This window comes from Aeromicrobium jepli, from assembly GCF_047246605.1.
Lineage (GTDB): Bacteria > Actinomycetota > Actinomycetes > Propionibacteriales > Nocardioidaceae > Aeromicrobium.
Window position 1 is genome coordinate 218,383 of record NZ_JBFOKO010000005.1, and the last position, 14,573, is coordinate 232,955.

Annotated in this window: 17 protein-coding genes and 1 tRNA gene; 8 read left to right on the forward strand and 10 right to left on the reverse strand. The window is 71.8% G+C overall.

Annotated elements, in window-relative coordinates; all coding sequences use genetic code 11:
- Positions 1–3: 3 nt before the first annotated feature.
- Entirely contained in the window at positions 4–651 is a 648-nt protein-coding gene (locus AB3M81_RS11805; RefSeq protein ID WP_412904109.1) for an NUDIX hydrolase, read from the reverse strand.
- Positions 648–1,379, reverse strand: a complete 732-nt coding sequence (nth, locus tag AB3M81_RS11810; RefSeq protein ID WP_412904110.1) for an endonuclease III — start codon at positions 1,377–1,379, stop codon at positions 648–650. The genes AB3M81_RS11805 and nth overlap by 4 nt, the downstream gene beginning before the upstream one ends.
- A gap of 82 nt (positions 1,380–1,461) precedes the next feature.
- Between nth and AB3M81_RS11815 the strand changes: the two genes are divergently transcribed.
- A complete protein-coding gene (locus AB3M81_RS11815; protein ID WP_489671973.1) occupies positions 1,462–2,139 on the forward strand; it encodes a Crp/Fnr family transcriptional regulator in 678 nt (225 codons plus the stop codon).
- A 60-nt stretch (positions 2,140–2,199) separates the two neighbouring features.
- Here AB3M81_RS11815 and AB3M81_RS11820 read toward each other — a convergent pair whose 3' ends face one another.
- From AB3M81_RS11820 to sp36, 4 genes are read right to left on the reverse strand one after another with little or no spacing between them, the layout of a single operon-like run.
- Positions 2,200–2,961 carry an MBL fold metallo-hydrolase gene (locus AB3M81_RS11820; protein ID WP_412904112.1) on the reverse strand — a complete coding sequence of 254 codons (762 nt, stop codon included), beginning with the start codon at positions 2,959–2,961 and terminating at the stop codon, positions 2,200–2,202.
- A complete protein-coding gene (locus AB3M81_RS11825; RefSeq protein ID WP_412904113.1) occupies positions 2,958–3,770 on the reverse strand; it encodes an NUDIX hydrolase in 813 nt (270 codons plus the stop codon). The genes AB3M81_RS11820 and AB3M81_RS11825 overlap by 4 nt, the downstream gene beginning before the upstream one ends.
- 1 nt (position 3,771) lies before the next feature.
- Positions 3,772–4,230 carry a RidA family protein gene (locus AB3M81_RS11830; protein WP_412904114.1) on the reverse strand — a complete coding sequence of 153 codons (459 nt, stop codon included), beginning with the start codon at positions 4,228–4,230 and terminating at the stop codon, positions 3,772–3,774.
- A gap of 1 nt (position 4,231) precedes the next feature.
- Complete coding sequence (sp36, locus tag AB3M81_RS11835; RefSeq protein ID WP_153302903.1) at positions 4,232–4,387, reverse strand: Sp36 family protein; 156 nt, start codon at positions 4,385–4,387, stop codon at positions 4,232–4,234.
- 74 nt (positions 4,388–4,461) lie between these two features.
- Between sp36 and bagA the strand changes: the two genes are divergently transcribed.
- Positions 4,462–5,442 carry an ATPase BagA gene (bagA, locus tag AB3M81_RS11840; protein WP_412904115.1) on the forward strand — a complete coding sequence of 327 codons (981 nt, stop codon included), beginning with the start codon at positions 4,462–4,464 and terminating at the stop codon, positions 5,440–5,442.
- Between the two features lie 53 nt (positions 5,443–5,495).
- Positions 5,496–6,638, forward strand: a complete 1,143-nt coding sequence (gene bagB, locus AB3M81_RS11845; RefSeq protein ID WP_412904180.1) for an ArsA family ATPase — start codon at positions 5,496–5,498, stop codon at positions 6,636–6,638.
- 2 nt (positions 6,639–6,640) lie between these two features.
- Here bagB and AB3M81_RS11850 read toward each other — a convergent pair whose 3' ends face one another.
- Positions 6,641–6,898, reverse strand: a complete 258-nt coding sequence (locus AB3M81_RS11850; RefSeq protein WP_412904116.1) for a WhiB family transcriptional regulator — start codon at positions 6,896–6,898, stop codon at positions 6,641–6,643.
- Positions 6,899–7,118: 220 nt separating this feature from the next.
- On the opposite strand from AB3M81_RS11850, the gene AB3M81_RS11855 reads away from it, so the two are divergent.
- A complete protein-coding gene (locus AB3M81_RS11855) occupies positions 7,119–9,299 on the forward strand; it encodes a transglycosylase domain-containing protein (protein WP_412904117.1) in 2,181 nt (726 codons plus the stop codon).
- 68 nt (positions 9,300–9,367) lie between these two features.
- On the opposite strand, the gene AB3M81_RS11860 is transcribed toward AB3M81_RS11855, so the two are convergent.
- Genes AB3M81_RS11860 through AB3M81_RS11870 form a run of 3 tightly spaced genes read right to left on the reverse strand, consistent with a single transcriptional unit; the run spans position 9,368 to position 11,558 of the window.
- On the reverse strand, positions 9,368–9,829 hold the full coding sequence (locus tag AB3M81_RS11860; protein ID WP_412904118.1) for a GatB/YqeY domain-containing protein: 462 nt from the start codon (positions 9,827–9,829) through the stop codon (positions 9,368–9,370).
- 35 nt (positions 9,830–9,864) lie between these two features.
- The gene (locus AB3M81_RS11865) at positions 9,865–10,623 is read right to left on the reverse strand and encodes an ABC transporter permease (RefSeq protein ID WP_412904119.1); all 759 of its coding nucleotides are present in this window, start codon (positions 10,621–10,623) and stop codon (positions 9,865–9,867) included.
- A complete protein-coding gene (locus AB3M81_RS11870; protein WP_412904120.1) occupies positions 10,620–11,558 on the reverse strand; it encodes an ABC transporter ATP-binding protein in 939 nt (312 codons plus the stop codon). The genes AB3M81_RS11865 and AB3M81_RS11870 overlap by 4 nt, the downstream gene beginning before the upstream one ends.
- 98 nt (positions 11,559–11,656) lie before the next feature.
- Here AB3M81_RS11870 and AB3M81_RS11875 point away from each other — a divergent pair, with 98 nt between their 5' ends.
- The 4 genes from AB3M81_RS11875 to AB3M81_RS11890 all read left to right on the forward strand — a co-directional run bounded on the left by AB3M81_RS11875 (position 11,657) and on the right by AB3M81_RS11890 (position 14,566).
- On the forward strand, positions 11,657–12,781 hold the full coding sequence (locus AB3M81_RS11875; RefSeq protein WP_412904121.1) for a sensor histidine kinase: 1,125 nt from the start codon (positions 11,657–11,659) through the stop codon (positions 12,779–12,781).
- A complete protein-coding gene (locus AB3M81_RS11880; protein WP_412904122.1) occupies positions 12,778–13,374 on the forward strand; it encodes a response regulator transcription factor in 597 nt (198 codons plus the stop codon). Before AB3M81_RS11875 ends, AB3M81_RS11880 begins: the two co-directional genes overlap by 4 nt.
- A gap of 196 nt (positions 13,375–13,570) precedes the next feature.
- Positions 13,571–14,473, forward strand: a complete 903-nt coding sequence (locus tag AB3M81_RS11885) for a metallophosphoesterase (RefSeq protein ID WP_412904123.1) — start codon at positions 13,571–13,573, stop codon at positions 14,471–14,473.
- Positions 14,474–14,489: 16 nt separating this feature from the next.
- Positions 14,490–14,566: transfer RNA gene (locus AB3M81_RS11890), tRNA-Pro, on the forward strand.
- Positions 14,567–14,573: the final 7 nt, after the last annotated feature.

Sequence of the window (14,573 nt, forward strand, 5' to 3'; positions counted from 1 at the left end):
GGTCTACTCCGGCAGGGGTCGGGTCCGCGACGCGTCCCACGGGCGTGCCCACCCGAGTCGCTCGAAGAGACGGGAGATGATGCCGGCGGTGAAGCCCCACAGCGGGACCTCGGTGCCGATGTCGAACGCCGGGCCGGTCCAGCCCGAGGGATGCACGACGCTGAAGCGCCGGTCGGGGTCGAGCAGCAGGTCCAGCGGCGTGGGGAGCACGCGGGCGACCTCGTCGGGGCTGTGCGCCTCGAGCCGCCGCGGCGACGTCCAGTAGCCCAGGACCGGCGTTACGGCGTGGTTGCTCGGCGGCAGCCACAGCGTGGGCAGCGTGCCGAAGACGATCACCTCGCGCGGGTCGAGGCCGACCTCCTCCTGCGCCTCGCGCAGCGCCGTGTGCACGGCGTCGTCGTCGGTGTCGTCCTGGCGGCCGCCGGGGAACGAGATCTGCCGGGCGTGGCTGCGCAGTGTGGCGGCCCGCTCGGTCAGCAGGAGCTCGCGGCCGCGCTCGCCGTCGGAGAAGAGCATCAGCACGGCGGCCGGACGGGCGTCCTCCGGTGGGTGCGGGAAGCGCGGCGCGAGCTGCTCGGCCTCGACGGAGTCCAGCATGTCGGCGAGGGGGCGCAGCCACTGCGGCAGCGCCTCGTGGTGGGTCTGGGTCATGCGGGCCCCTGCGTCGTGACGAGCGCCTCGGCGACCTCGGGGTCGGTCGGTCCGATGCCGTAGGACGGGCACCACTTCGCGACGGGGCAGGCGCCGCACGCGGGCTTGCGCGCGTGACAGCGCCGCCGGCCGTGCCAGATGACGTGGTGGCACAGCATCGTCCAGTCGCGGCGCGGGAAGAGCGCGCCGACGGCGTGCTCGGTCTTGACGGGGTCCTTGGCGGTCTCCTCGTCCACCCACTCCCACCGGCGCACGAGCCGCAGGAAGTGCGTGTCCACCGTGATGCCCGGGACGCCGAACGCGTTGCCCAGCACGACGTTGGCGGTCTTGCGACCGACGCCGGGGAGGGTCACGAGGTCCTTCAGGCGGCCGGGCACCTCGCCGTCGAAGCGCTCGACGAGGGCGGCGGACAGGCCCATGATGCTGTCGGTCTTGGCGCGGAAGAAGCCGGTGGGCCGGATGATCTCCTCGACCGCCGAGCGCTCGGCGGCGGCGAGCGCCGCGGCGTCCGGGTAGGCCGCGAACAGCGCCGGCGTGATCGCGTTGACCCGGCGGTCCGTGGTCTGCGCCGACAGCACGGTCGCCACGAGCAGCTGGAACGGATCGGCGAAGTCGAGCTCGCACCGCGCGTCGGGATACGTCTGCGCCAGGACGCGGTTGATCTTGCGCGCGCGCCGGACGAGCGAGGTCCCGGGACGGCTGGTCTCGGGGGCGGGGACGGCGGGCACGACTACACCGTAGCCGGGATCCGCACACGCGAACCGGTGCCATGTCGAGTGTGATTTGGCTTCCATGTGGGAAACTAGCGCTGTGACCGATGATGTTCTGCGCCAAGCTCCACTGTTCAACGGCCTCGACGACGACGCCTCCGGTGCGCTCGAGTCCTCCATGTCGGCGGTGACGCTGCGTCGCGGCGAGATCCTGTTCGGCGAGGGTGACGAGGGCGACCAGCTCTACGTCGTCATCGAGGGCAAGATCAAGCTGGGCCGCCGCTCCGTCGACGGCCGCGAGAACCTCATCGCGATCCTCGGCCCGGGACAGATGTTCGGCGAGCTCTCCTTCTTCGACCCGGGCCCGCGCTCGGCCACGGCCACCGCCGTCACCGACGTCGAGCTGCGCAGCCTCGGTCACAGCGCGCTCAACCCGGTCCTGCAGTCGCACCCCGACGTCGCCTACGCGCTGCTCAACCAGCTCGCGGGCCGCCTGCGCCGCACCAACGAGGTCGTCGGCGACCTGGTCTTCTCCGACGTCCCCGGCCGCGTCTCCAAGGCGCTGCTCGACCTCGCCTCGCGCTTCGGCCGCCAGGCCGACGACGGCATCCACGTCAACCACGACCTCACGCAGGAGGAGCTGGCCCAGCTGGTCGGCGCCTCGCGCGAGACGGTCAACAAGGCCCTCGCCGACTTCGCGTCGCGCGGCTGGCTGCGCCTCGAGCCGCGCTCGGTCATCATCCTCGACCTCGAGCGACTCAAGCGCCGCTCGCGCTGAGCCCACGCAGACGAAGACGCCGTGTCGATCACTCGACACGGCGTCTTCGTCGTCCGGGCCTCAGGCCTCGAGGTACTCCAGCTGGGCGCGCACCGAGAGCTCGGCGGCGTCCCACAGGACCGGGTCGACGTCGGCGTAGACCTTCTCGACCACCTCGCGCGCCGTGCGCGCTCCGGCGGCCTTGGCGGCGCGCACCTGGTCCAGGCGCTCCTCGCGGTGGGTCAGGTAGAAGTCCAGGACGGCGCCCGGATCGGTCACGACGGGGCCGTGGCCGGGCAGGATCGTCGCGACGGTCCCGTCGGTCACGAGCGCGCGGAACGCACGGATCGAGTCCAGGTACGGACCGAGCGCGCCGTCGGGGTGGGCCACCACGGTGGTCCCACGGCCCAGCACCATGTCGCCGCTCAGCAGCGCGCGGTCCTGCGGCAGCACGAACGCGACCGAGTCACGCGTGTGACCGGGGGCGGCCACGACGTCGATGCGCAGTCCCTCGACCTCGATGGTCTCGCCGTCGCGCAGCGGCTCCGCGTCGCGCGTCCAGTCGGCCGAGATGGCCCGCGTGGGCGCTCCGGTCGCCGCGACGATGCGGTCGATCGCGTCGGTGTGGTCCCAGTGGTGGTGCGTGAACAGCACGAGGGCGACCTCGCCGGCCTCGGCGACGACCGCGTCGACGTGCTCGGCGATGTCGGGACCGGGATCCACGACGACGGCGCGGGCGGCGCCCGGCTCGCGCAGGATCCACGTGTTGGTGCCGTCGAGCGTCATGATCCCCGGGTTGTCCGCGAGGATGAACGAGGCGCGATCGGTGACGGCGGTGCTCACAGCGAGTCCTCCCGCTCGATGTCGAGCCACCACTCGTCGTCCTTGCGAACGAAGCGCGGCTCGATGGCGCGGATCTCGCGGCGGCCGGCGGCGTCGAGCACCTCGGCGGCGGACAGCGGCGCGAGCTCGCGGCACGTGACGACGGTGGGCGGCATCATCGCGGCGTTGCCGGCGTCGACGCGGGCGAGCACCTGCGACAGCGGCGCCCACAGGGACTTGTCGGCCTCGGTGCTGACCGTGCCGATCCGCTGGCCCTTCGGCAGGGCGGCGACGAAGAAGCGGGTGTCGTAGCGGCGCGGCTCGAGTGCGGGCGTGATCCAGTGCGACCACGCACCGAGCAGGTCGGCGCGCAGCACGAGCGAGTGCGCCGCGAGGAAGTCGGCGAAGGACAGGCGCTTGGCCTCGAGGTCCTCGCGGGCGTGGGCGAGGTCGGTGGTGTCGCCGACGACGGAGTCCGCGTCCGGGCCGGCCAGCAGCACGCCGGTCTCCTCGAACGTCTCGCGCACGGCGGCGACGACGAGGCGGCGGGCGCGGTCGACGTCGCACGAGAACCGCTCGGCCCACACGGCCGGCTCGGGACCGACCCAGCCGATCGGGGCGCCGTCGTCGTCCTGGACGCCGCCGCCGGGGAAGACGTACATGCCGGCGGCGAACGCCATCGCCGAGTGCCGGCGCATGAGGAACGCCTCGAGGCCCTGCTCGCCGTCGCGCACGACGGCGATCGTGGCGGCGTCCTTGGGGGTGGCGACCCGCTCGGGGTCGAAGCCCTGCAGCTTCTCCTGCCAGCGCGGGGGAACCGGGACCAGCACGTCAGCGGACCTCGACGACCGCGTCGACCTCGACGGGCGTGTCGAGGGGCAGCACGGCGACGCCGACGGCGCTGCGGGCATGCGAGCCGGCGGCGCCGAACGCGGCGGCCATGAGCTCGCTCGCGCCGTTGGCGACCGCGGGCTGGCCCGTGAAGTCGGGGGCGCTCGCGACGAACACGCCGAGCTTCACGACGCGCACCACCGAGTCCAGGTCGACGACCGAGCCGATCGCGGCGATCACGTTGAGCGCGCACAGCCGGGCGTACTCCTGGGCGTCCTCGGGGGAGACCTCGGCGCCGACCTTGCCGGTGGCGGGCAGGACGCCGTCGACGAACGGCAGCTGGCCGGACGTGTGGACGTACTGGCCGCTCAGCACCGCGGGGACGTACGCCGCGACGGGCGCGGCGACCTCGGGGACGGTGAGGCCGAGCGAGGCGAGGCGGTCGACGACGGCGCCCATGTCAGGCCACCGGGCGCTTGAAGTAGGCGACGAGGTTCTCGGGGTTCATCCCCGGGACGATCTGGACGAGCTCCCAGCCGTCACGGCCGAAGTTGTCGAGGATCTGCTTGGTCGCGTGCACGAGGACCGGAGCCGTCAGGTATTCCCACTTGGTCATGGGCCGACTGTAGCCGTCCGCCCGCCCCGTCTCGACAGCGAACACGGTGCCCGATCCGTCGCTAGGCTCGACCCGTGGCGAACTCGACCCCCCTGCACGTCGTGACGGGCAAGGGCGGCACCGGGAAGACGACGGTGGCCGCCGCGCTCGCGCTCGCCCTCGCCGGGCGAGGGCTCAAGGTGCTGCTGTGCGAGGTCGAGGGACGCCAGGGCATCGCCCAGCTCTTCGACGTGCCGCCGCTGCCGTACGAGGAGCGCCGCATCGCCACGAGCGACGAGGGCGGCCAGGTGCACGCGCTCGCGATCGACCCCGAGGCGGCGCTGCTGGAGTACCTGCAGATGTTCTACCGCCTCGGCCGCGCCGGCCGTGCCCTCGACAAGTTCGGGGTCATCGACTTCGCCACCACGATCGCGCCGGGCGTCCGCGACGTGCTGCTGACCGGCAAGATCTACGAGGCCGCGCGCCGCCGCCGGGCCGGGCCCTCCTCGCCGTTCGTCTACGACGCCGTGGTGGTGGACGCCCCGCCGACCGGGCGCATCGCGCGCTTCCTCGGCGTGAACGACGACGTCGCCGGACTGGCCAAGGTGGGTCCCATCAAGTCCCAGTCCGAGTCCGTCATGACGATGATGCGGGCCCCGCAGACGACGGTCCACCTCGTCACGGTCCTGGAGGAGATGCCCGTGCAGGAGACGCTCGACGGGATCGAGGAGCTGACCCGCGAGGGACTGCCGGTGGGCCACGTGGTGGTCAACCTGGTCCGGCCGTCGCTGCTGTCGGAGGACACCGTCGCGGCCCTCGAGGCCGAGCGGCTGACCGCGAAGACGGTCGCGCCCGTGCTGGAGAAGGTGGGGCTGCCGCGCGACGCCGCGGGCACGCTCGTCGCCGACGGTCTCGGGCACATCGAGCGCCAGCGCCTGCAGGACGAGCAGCGCAAGATCATCGAGGACTGCGGCCGCCCGCACGTCTCGCTGCCGATGCTCACCGAGACGATGGACCTGGGCTGCCTGCAGGAGCTCGCGACGCACCTGGTTCCCCTCGCGGAGGACGCCCGGTGACCCCCGGGCCCTCCACGGCGGCGCGCGACCGCCGTCCCCGCACCGAGCGTCGGCTGAGCTCGCACCCGCAGCCCGACCGCATCGACATCGACGGCCTGCTGGCGGACCCGGCCACCGAGATCGTCGTGTGCTGCGGCTCCGGCGGCGTGGGCAAGACCACCACGGCGGCCGCCCTCGCGCTGCGCGCCGCCGAGCGCGGCCGCACCGTGTGCGTCCTGACGATCGACCCGGCGCGGCGGCTGGCGCAGTCCCTCGGCCTGCTCGAGCTCGACAACACCCCGCGTCCCGTCGTGGGCATCGACGACTCGGCCGGCGGCTCGCTCGACGCGATGATGCTGGACATGAAGACGACCTTCGACGAGGTCGTCGAGGCCCACGCCTCGCCCGAGAAGGCCGCCGAGATCTTGGCGAACCCGTTCTACGTCGCGCTGTCCAGCTCGTTCGCGGGCACGCAGGAGTACATGGCGATGGAGAAGCTGGGTCAGCTCCACGCGCAGGGCCGGTGGGACCTCATCGTCGTGGATACGCCGCCCTCCCGGTCGGCCCTGGACTTCCTGGACGCCCCCGAGCGACTGTCGTCGCTGCTGGACGGGCGGTTCATCAAGCTGCTGCTGGCGCCGGCGCGCGGCCCGGCCAAGCTGCTGTCGGCCGGGTTCGGCATCGTGACCTCGGCCCTGAACAAGGTGCTCGGCGCGCAGGTGCTGACGGACATGCAGACGTTCATCGCCGCGTTCGACACGCTCTTCGGCGGCTTCCGGCAGCGGGCCGAGGCGACGTTCTCGCTGCTGCAGGCGCGCGGCACCGCGTTCCTGGTGATCGCCGCGCCCGAGCCGGCCGCGATGCGCGAGGCCGCCTACTTCGTCGAGCGGCTCGCGGCCGACGACATGCCGCTGGCGGGCCTCGTGGTCAACCGGACCCACGACGAGAACGCCGCCGGCGTCAGCGCGGCCGACGCCGAGTCGGCCTCGCCGCGGCTCGCGGGCGGCAACGCGGCGCAGCGGCGCACGGCCGAGCTGCTCGACGTGCACGCCGAGCGGATGCGCCTGGCCGAGCGCGAGAACCGGCTGCGCGAGCGGTTCACCGCCGCACACAGGAACGTCGAGGTCGTGCCCGTCCCTGCGCTCGACACGGACGTGCACGACCTCGACGGTCTGAGATCGATCGGCGGATTCCTCGGAGGTCCCGGGGCCGGCTGAGCTCAGCTGGCCTGGATGAGCACCTCGCGCCACTTGCGGACGTGGGGCTTGCGGCGCAGCAGGGCACGGCGCTCGCGCTCGGTCATGCCACCCCAAACGCCCCACTCGATGCGGTTGTCGAGGGCCTCCGAGAGGCATTCGGCGCGGACGGTGCAGCCGTTGCAGACCAGCTTGGCGCGGTTCTGCTCGGCTCCCTTGACGAAGAGGTCGTCGGACTTGCCCAAGCAAGCGGCGTCCTGTGACCAGTTCTCGTTCCACATGGGCAGAGACCTTTCCCGAGAGCCTGCCGGTCCCCGTGACCGGCAGAAGAAGTGTTTTCTGCTGCGGTTAAAGCCTAGGGAGACGGCCGGGAACCGGACAGATTCGTCCGGGTAGTTCGTGCATAGTTCCAAAGTGTCACGTGGGTCACGTGGGTGTCCGGTGTCCTGCCCGCGCGCGGGCTGCACGGGCACGTTGCCGATCTCCCGTATCCTCGAGGCCATGGCGTGGCAGGACATGGGTGACTCGATCAAGAAGGTCGCCGAGAGCGAACCGAAGCCGTCGTCGAAGCTGGGGGCGATCGGCTCGATCGCGTGGCTCTCGGTCCTCGCCGGCGTCATCGTCGCGGCCATCTTCGTGCCGGGCACCGCCTTCATGGCCTCGACCTCGAACAAGGTCACGAAGGACATCGTCGACCTGCCGCTCGCGCTGCAGGACCTGCCGAACCCGCAGACCACGCGCCTGCTGGCGTCGAACGGCTCGCGGATCGCGTACTTCTACCAGGAGAACCGCCAGGACGTCCCGCTCAAGAGCATCGCCCCCGTCATGCAGGAGGCGATCATCTCGATCGAGGACTACCGCTTCTACGAGCACGGCGCGCTCGACCTCAAGGGCACCCTGCGCGCGCTCATGAACAACGCCTCCGACGGCAACACGCAGGGCGGCTCGTCCATCACGCAGCAGCTCGTCAAGCTGACCCTCGTCCAGCAGGCCACCACGAAGGAGCAGCGCGCGGCGGCCACCGAGGTCTCGACGGCCCGCAAGATCCGCGAGCTGAAGCTGGCGATCAACTACGAGAAGAAGTACGAGAAGGACGAGATCCTCGAGCACTACCTGAACATCGCGTACTTCGGCGACGGCGCGTACGGCGTCAACGCCGCCGCGTACCACTACTTCTCGGTCAGCCCCGACAAGCTCTCGACGGCGCAGGCCGCCACGCTCGCCGGCCTCGTGCAGAACCCCGAGCAGTACAACCCCCGCGTCTACCCCGAGCGCGCGCTGCAGCGCCGCAACACCGTCCTCGGCGTCATGGCGCGCCTGGGCAAGATCAGCCGCGCCGAGGCCGACAAGCTCAGCAGCACCCCGATCGGGCTCAAGATCACCTCGTTCCCGAACGGCTGCGTCGACTCCGACGCGTCGTTCTCGTGCGACTACATCCGCCGCTACCTGCTGCAGGAGCCGGCGCTGGGCGACACCGTCAAGCAGCGCCAGGCCATGCTCGAGCGCGGCGGCCTGACGATCAAGTCCAACATCGACATGTCCATGCAGGAGTCGGTCAACGACGCGGTCACCAAGTACGTCGGCGCGACGGACAAGGCGATCGGCTCGCTGGCGCTCGTCGAGCCGGGCACCGGCAAGGTCCGCGCCCTGGGCCAGTCGCGCTCGATGGGCAAGAAGAAGGGCCAGACGTACATCAACTTCTCGGTCCCGCGCCGCTACGGCGACTCGAACGGCTTCCAGGCCGGCTCGACGTTCAAGATGTTCACCACGGCGGCCGCGCTCGAGAACGGCATCCCCGCCAGCAAGGGCTACAACTCCCCGCAGACGATGTCGTTCCCCACCGGCGCGTTCAAGGACTGCGACGGCAACGGCTCGGGTCCGTGGGAGAACCTGAAGAACTCGACCGGCGCGGGCTCGTTCACGATGGTCACGGCCCTGCGCAAGTCCATCAACACCTACTTCGCCCAGCTCGAGCGCGACGCCGGCCTGTGCGAGACCGTCACGATGGCCAAGAAGATGGGCATCCCCGTCACCGAGCCCGACGTGAAGAAGGGCGAGCCCGGCAGCTACATCCCCTCGTTCACCCTCGGCCCGATCGACGTGAGCCCGCTGCACATGGCCGCTGCCTACGCCGCGCCCGCCTCGGGTGGCGAGTACTGCGAGCCGATGCCGGTCGCCGAGATCATCGACCGCACGGGCCGCACGATCAAGAAGTACAAGCCCGAGTGCAAGCGGGTCATGTCGAAGGAGACGGCCGCGACGGTCAACGCGATCCTCGTGGGCCTGCAGCAGCCCGGCGGCTTCGGCCACAGCAACGGCACGGGCCTGCCGATCCCGTCGGCGGCCAAGACAGGTACGACCAACGACGCCAAGGCCGTCTGGTACGTCGGCTACACGCCCGAGATCTCGGCGGCCTCGATGATCGCCGGCATCAACAGCAAGGGCCAGCCCAGCGGCCTGGTCGGCAAGACGCTGCGCGGCGTCCCGGTGTCCTTCGCGCAGGCCGGCGGCTCGTCGCTGGCCGGTCCGCAGTGGAAGGCCGCGATGGGCCCGATCGCCGAGAACCTGACCCCGGCCAAGTTCGACTCGGCCTCGCTGCCCGCAGCCGCGCCGCCGGTCAAGTCGCGCAGCGCCGACCGCGGCAACGGCGATCGTCGCCGCGGCGGCGGTCGCGACGACTGACACCGCCCACCGACGCGAGCCGGCCCGTGACCTCCGAGGTCACGGGCCGGTGTCGTTCTCGTCGCGCGTCAGGAGCTCAGGCGGCGGCGCACCTCGGCGGCGACGGCGCCGCCGTCGGCGCGGCCCTTGGTCCTCGCCGTCACGATGCCCATGACCTTGCCCATGGCCTTCATGCCCTCGCCGGCGGCGCCGGTCTGCTCGATCGCCTCGTCGATGATCGCGGCGATCTCCTCCTCGCTGAGCGCCTCGGGCAGGTAGTCGGCGAGGATCGCGGCCTCGTCGCGCTCCTTCTGCGCCAGCTCGGGGCGGCCGCCCTCGTCGAACGCGGTGGCGGACTCGCGGCGCTTCTTGGCCTCGCTGGACAGCACGCCGACGACGTCCTCGTCGGTCAGCTCGCGGGCTTCCTTCCCGGCGACCTCGGCGTTCGTGATCGCGGCCAGCGCCATGCGGATGACCGAGGTGCGCAGGGCGTCGCGTGCCTTGAGGGCGGAGTTGAGGTCGTCGCGGAGGCGGTCCTTGAGAGCTGACATGCGTCCATTCTCCCACCGCCTCCGCGCCGGTTCCGTCAGTGCCGCGGCTCCCACCTGAAGAGGCGCTTCGTGAGGTCGTACCCGAGGTAGGTCCACAGCGCCAGGCCCGCGATCGCGACGCCCACGCTGCCGTACACGTCGATGTCGTAGGCGGCTCGCACGAGCGTCACGACGGCTCCGCCCGGTGTGAGGTCGAGCCAGCGGCTCTCGGTCATGGGCGAGGCGATCAGCGTGCCGAGGGCGAGCCCCACGAACGGCATGCTCGAGATCTGGGCGGCGCTGGCATTCGGCGTCAGCGCGGCGGTCGCAGTGGCCGCGGTGACGGACGCGGCCAGCAGTCCGACCAAGGCCAGCACGAGCCACCACCACGCCTCCGGCACGCCGTTGCCGAGGGCGACCATCACGACCATGACGACGGCGGTCTGCACCAGGCACAGCACGACGGGCGGCAGCAGCAGCCCGGCCAGGATCACCAGGTCAGGGGACTCGCCCGAGCGCAGCCGCTTGAGGAACAGGTCCTGGCGCCGCGTCACGAGGGTCGTCGTGGCCGTGATGTACACGGTGAACATCACGAAGAACATGACGACCATCGAGACCATGCCGACGGACGCGGCGGAGTCGCCGGAGGCCTCGACGGCGGCGTCGCGCTGCACGAACAGGAACACCGCGAACATCAACGGCAGCGCCGTGGCGCTGAACAGCACGGCCTTGGAACGGGTGATCAGGCGGAACTCGGAGCCGGCGATGGCCCGGATGCGGGCGATCGAGGTCGGCGAGGCGGTCGTGGTGCTCATGAGGCGTCCTCCAGTCGGGCGTGGCTGACGCGGGCGAAGATCTCGGAGAGGCTCGCCTCGGATGCGTTGAGCCGTTCGAGGCGGTGGCCGTGCTGGTCGGCCCAGTGCAGGAGCCGCGACAGGGACGTCTGCAGGTCGTCGACGTCGAGGCGGACCCGGTCGGCCTCGATCTGCAGGCCGACGGGATCGACGACGGTCCGCAGCTCGCGCTCCAGGTCGGCGCCCGGGCGGCCGGCGATGCTGAACTCGATCGCGGCGGGTGCGGTGCCGATGACCTCGGACAGCGTGCCCTCCGTGGCGATGCGGCCCTCGTGCATGATCGCGACGCGATCGGCGAGGGCCTCGGCCTCCTCGAGGTAGTGCGTCGTCAGCACGACGGTCGTGCCGTTCGCCTTGAGGTCCGCGACGAACCGCCAGGTGGACTCGCGCGACTCCGGGTCGAGGCCGGCGGTCGGCTCGTCCAGGAACAGGACATCGGGCCGGTTCAGCGTCGCGAGGATCAGGTCGAGCCGCCGTCGCTGGCCGCCCGAGAGCTGGACCACCCGCGTGTCGGCGCGGTCCGCGAGGGCCAGGCGCTCCAGCGCCTCGACGCTCGGAGCCGGGTCGGTGGTCAGGCTGGCCCACAGGTCGACGGTCTCGCGCACCGTGAGGTCGCCGGCGAAGCCCGACTCCTGCAGCATGATGCCGAGCCGGGGTCGCAGCGAGGCGCGGTCGGCGACGGGGTCCAGTCCCAGGATGCGCACCTGCCCTCCGTCGGCGCCGCGATGCCCCTCGAGGGTCTCCATGGTCGTGGTCTTGCCCGCGCCGTTGGTGCCGAGCAGGGCGAAGAGCTCACCGCGGTGCACGGTCAGGTCGACGTCGCGGACGGCGGTGAAGTCGCCGTACGAGCACGTGAGTCCCCGGGCCTCGACCACGGCGGTGTCGTTGGTCTCCATGCCTCCACCCTCGCGGGGCCGGGCCGTGGCCCACCAGCGCGCCGTCTCACGAGTTCCGATGACATCTGTCATGCGCGGTCTCGGTTACGGTCGGGGGCGTGAGGACCAACCCCGACGGCTTCGTCGCGACGTGGCGCTACACGGCGTCGAGCCTGTGGATCTACGTCGGGTTCGGGCTGATCGGTCCGGTGGCGCGCAGCCTGGCCGACCTCGCCGCCGGCACCGCCGTGGTGCGCAACCTGCTCCTGCTGGTCGTGATCGCGGTGGTCGCGTGGTTCTCGTGCCGGCCGCTCATCGCGGAGGCGAAGGCCGGGCTCGGGCAGGAGCGCCTGTCGTGGTCGCGGCGCGCGGTCCTGCTGGCTCCCGCCCTGCTGGTGTACCCCCTCGCGTGGCTGTCGCCGGTCTTCCCGCCGGGCATCGTGCTGGTGCCGTGGCTCGTCGTGTCGTTCCTGGCCATCGACGTCGCTCCGCGCCGCCGCAACACCCTGCTGCTCGTCGCGCTGCCGGTGCTCGTGGCGCTGTACGCCGTGGCGGGCTGGGACCAGCTGCGCGGGCTTGACTGGGGCGGTGCCTACGCGCTGGGCTTCATCGCCCTGTTCCTGCCGGCGGTCTCGGTCTTCCAGGTCTGGTTGTGGCAGCTCATGCTGCAGGTGCGCTCGAGCGGTGAGGCCGAGGCCGACCTCGCGGCCGTGCGCGAGCGGCTGCGGCTGGCGGCGGACCTGCACGACGTCCAGGGCCACCACCTGCAGGTCATCGCCCTGCAGGCCGAGCTGGCCGAGCGCCAGCTCGACCGCGACCCCGAGGCGGCCCGCGCCGCGATGGCGCAGGTGCAGCAGGTGGCGCGCACGGCCATCGCCGAGACGAAGGAGATCGTGCGCGGATACCGCCGCACGAGCCTGCGCGAAGAGATCGCGAACGCCGCCGCCGTGCTGGAGGCCGCGGGCGCCGAGGTCACCGTGACGTGTCCCGACGGCCTCGACGAGCCGCTGTTCGCCCTGGCGCTGCGCGAGGCGACCACGAACATCCTGCGGCACAGCACCGCCACCACCGTGCGCATCGACGCGACGCCCGAGCGGCTCAGCATCGTGAACGACGGCGCCGACAGCGCCGACGCGGGGACGGGCACCGGGCTGGCCGCCCTGACCGAGCGCGTCGCCGCGGGCGGCGGGCGACTGGTGGTCCGCCGGGACGAGGAGCGCTTCGCGGTGGAGGTGGAGCTGTGATCCGGGTGGTCGTGATCGACGACGAGGAGATGATCCGCTCGGCCATCGTGGCCCTGCTCGCGCTCGAGGAGGACCTCGAGGTGGTGGGCGAAGCGGGCAACGGTGCCGAGGGGCTCGACGTCGTGCGCGCCGGGACGCCCGACGTGGTCCTGCTCGACCTCGAGATGCCGCCCACGGACGGCATCGAGGTCGCGACGCAGGTCCCCGCGCCCGCGCGCTCGATCCTCATGACCCGGCACGCGCGCCCGGGGGTCCTGCGCCGGGCGATGGCCGCGGGAATCGCCGGGTTCGTCCCGAAGTCCAGTCCCGTGTCGGCGCTCGCCCAGGTCATCCGCGAGGTGGCGGCCGGCAAGCGCTACGTCGACTCCGAGGTCGCCGCCGCGGCGCTGGACGCCGAGGCCTGTCCGCTGACCGACCGCGAGCTCGACGCGCTGCGGCTCACTCGCCGTCACGCCTCCGTCGCCGAGATCGCGGCCACGCTGCACCTCGCCGAGGGGACGGTGCGGAACTACCTGTCGAGCGCGATGGCGAAGACGGACACCTCGTCGCGTCACGAGGCCGCGGCGCACGCCTACGAGCACGGCTGGATCTGACGTCGTCGACGTGATCTCGATACGCCGCTCGCAAGCTCGCGAGCCACTCGATCACCGGAGACCCCCGTGGTCGAGTGGCGGGCGAGGGACCACCAGTGGTCGAGTAGCGGGCGAGGGACCACCGGTGGTCGAGTAGCGGGCGAGGGACGAGCCGCGTATCGAGACCACCTTCCCGGCCGTGACTAGGCTGGCCGGCATGCGCCTGGCCCGACTGCTGACCGCGACGACCGCTCTCGGGCTCGGCACGCTCGCCTACTCGTACGTCGAGGCGACCCGCAGGTTCGTGGTGCGCGAGGTCACCGCCCCCGTGCTGCCCGCGGGGCACGCCCCGATCCGCGTGCTGCACCTGTCCGACATCCACCTCGTGCCCGGTCAGGCGGCCAAGCGGGAGTGGCTCCGGTCGCTCGCCGGCCTGGAGCCGGACCTCGTGGTCGACACGGGCGACAACCTGGCGCACCCCGACTCCGTCGGTCCCCTCGTCCAGGAGCTCGGCGCGCTGCTCGACGTGCCCGGCGTGTTCGTGTTCGGCTCGAATGACTACTTCGCGCCCCACCTCAAGAGCCCGACGGCGTACCTGACCGGCGGCACGGGCGTCGACAAGGGCGGTGACTGGGAGCGCGAGAAGGACCTGCCCTATGAGCGGCTGCGGTCCGAGCTGTCGCGCGGAGGGTGGCTCGACCTCAACAACGCCCGCGGGGAGCTGACGGTCAACGGCACGCGCATCGCGTTCACGGGCGTCGACGACCCGCACCTGCGCTACGACCGGCTCGACCACGCGCCCGCGGACGCCACGGCCGACCTGCGCGTCGGCGTCGCGCACGCGCCGTACCTGCGCGTGCTGGACTCGTTCAACCGCGCGGGCAACGAGCTGCTGCTCGCCGGCCACACGCACGGGGGCCAGCTGCAGCTGCCCGGGATCGGCGCGCTGGTGACGAACTGCGACCTCGACACGGCCCGCGCGAACGGCCTCCACACCCACCGGACGCCGGGCAGCGAGGCCTCGTATCTCCACGTCTCCGCGGGCTGCGGGACGTCTCCGTACACGCCTTTTCGGTTCTGTTGCCGACCCGAGGCGACAGTCCTCACCTTGACCGGGTAAGATTTCCGAGGTTGCACGGGGTGTGGCGCAGCTTGGTAGCGCGCGTCGTTCGGGACGACGAGGCCGCAGGTTCAAATCCTGTCACCCCGACCAACCGGAG

Excerpts from the sequence above, each read along its gene's own strand:
- AB3M81_RS11805 (WP_412904109.1), bottom strand. The coding sequence starts at position 651 with ATGACCCAGACCCACCACGAGGCGCTGCCGCAGTGGCTGCGCCCCCTC.
- AB3M81_RS11830 (WP_412904114.1), bottom strand. The coding sequence starts at position 4,230 with ATGGGCGCCGTCGTCGACCGCCTCGCCTCGCTCGGCCTCACCGTCCCC.
- sp36 (WP_153302903.1), bottom strand. The coding sequence starts at position 4,387 with ATGACCAAGTGGGAATACCTGACGGCTCCGGTCCTCGTGCACGCGACC.
- AB3M81_RS11850 (WP_412904116.1), bottom strand. The coding sequence starts at position 6,898 with ATGTGGAACGAGAACTGGTCACAGGACGCCGCTTGCTTGGGCAAGTCC.
- AB3M81_RS11855 (WP_412904117.1), top strand. The coding sequence starts at position 7,119 with ATGGCGTGGCAGGACATGGGTGACTCGATCAAGAAGGTCGCCGAGAGC.
- AB3M81_RS11860 (WP_412904118.1), bottom strand. The coding sequence starts at position 9,829 with ATGTCAGCTCTCAAGGACCGCCTCCGCGACGACCTCAACTCCGCCCTC.
- AB3M81_RS11865 (WP_412904119.1), bottom strand. The coding sequence starts at position 10,623 with ATGAGCACCACGACCGCCTCGCCGACCTCGATCGCCCGCATCCGGGCC.
- AB3M81_RS11870 (WP_412904120.1), bottom strand. The coding sequence starts at position 11,558 with ATGGAGACCAACGACACCGCCGTGGTCGAGGCCCGGGGACTCACGTGC.
- AB3M81_RS11885 (WP_412904123.1), top strand. The coding sequence starts at position 13,571 with ATGCGCCTGGCCCGACTGCTGACCGCGACGACCGCTCTCGGGCTCGGC.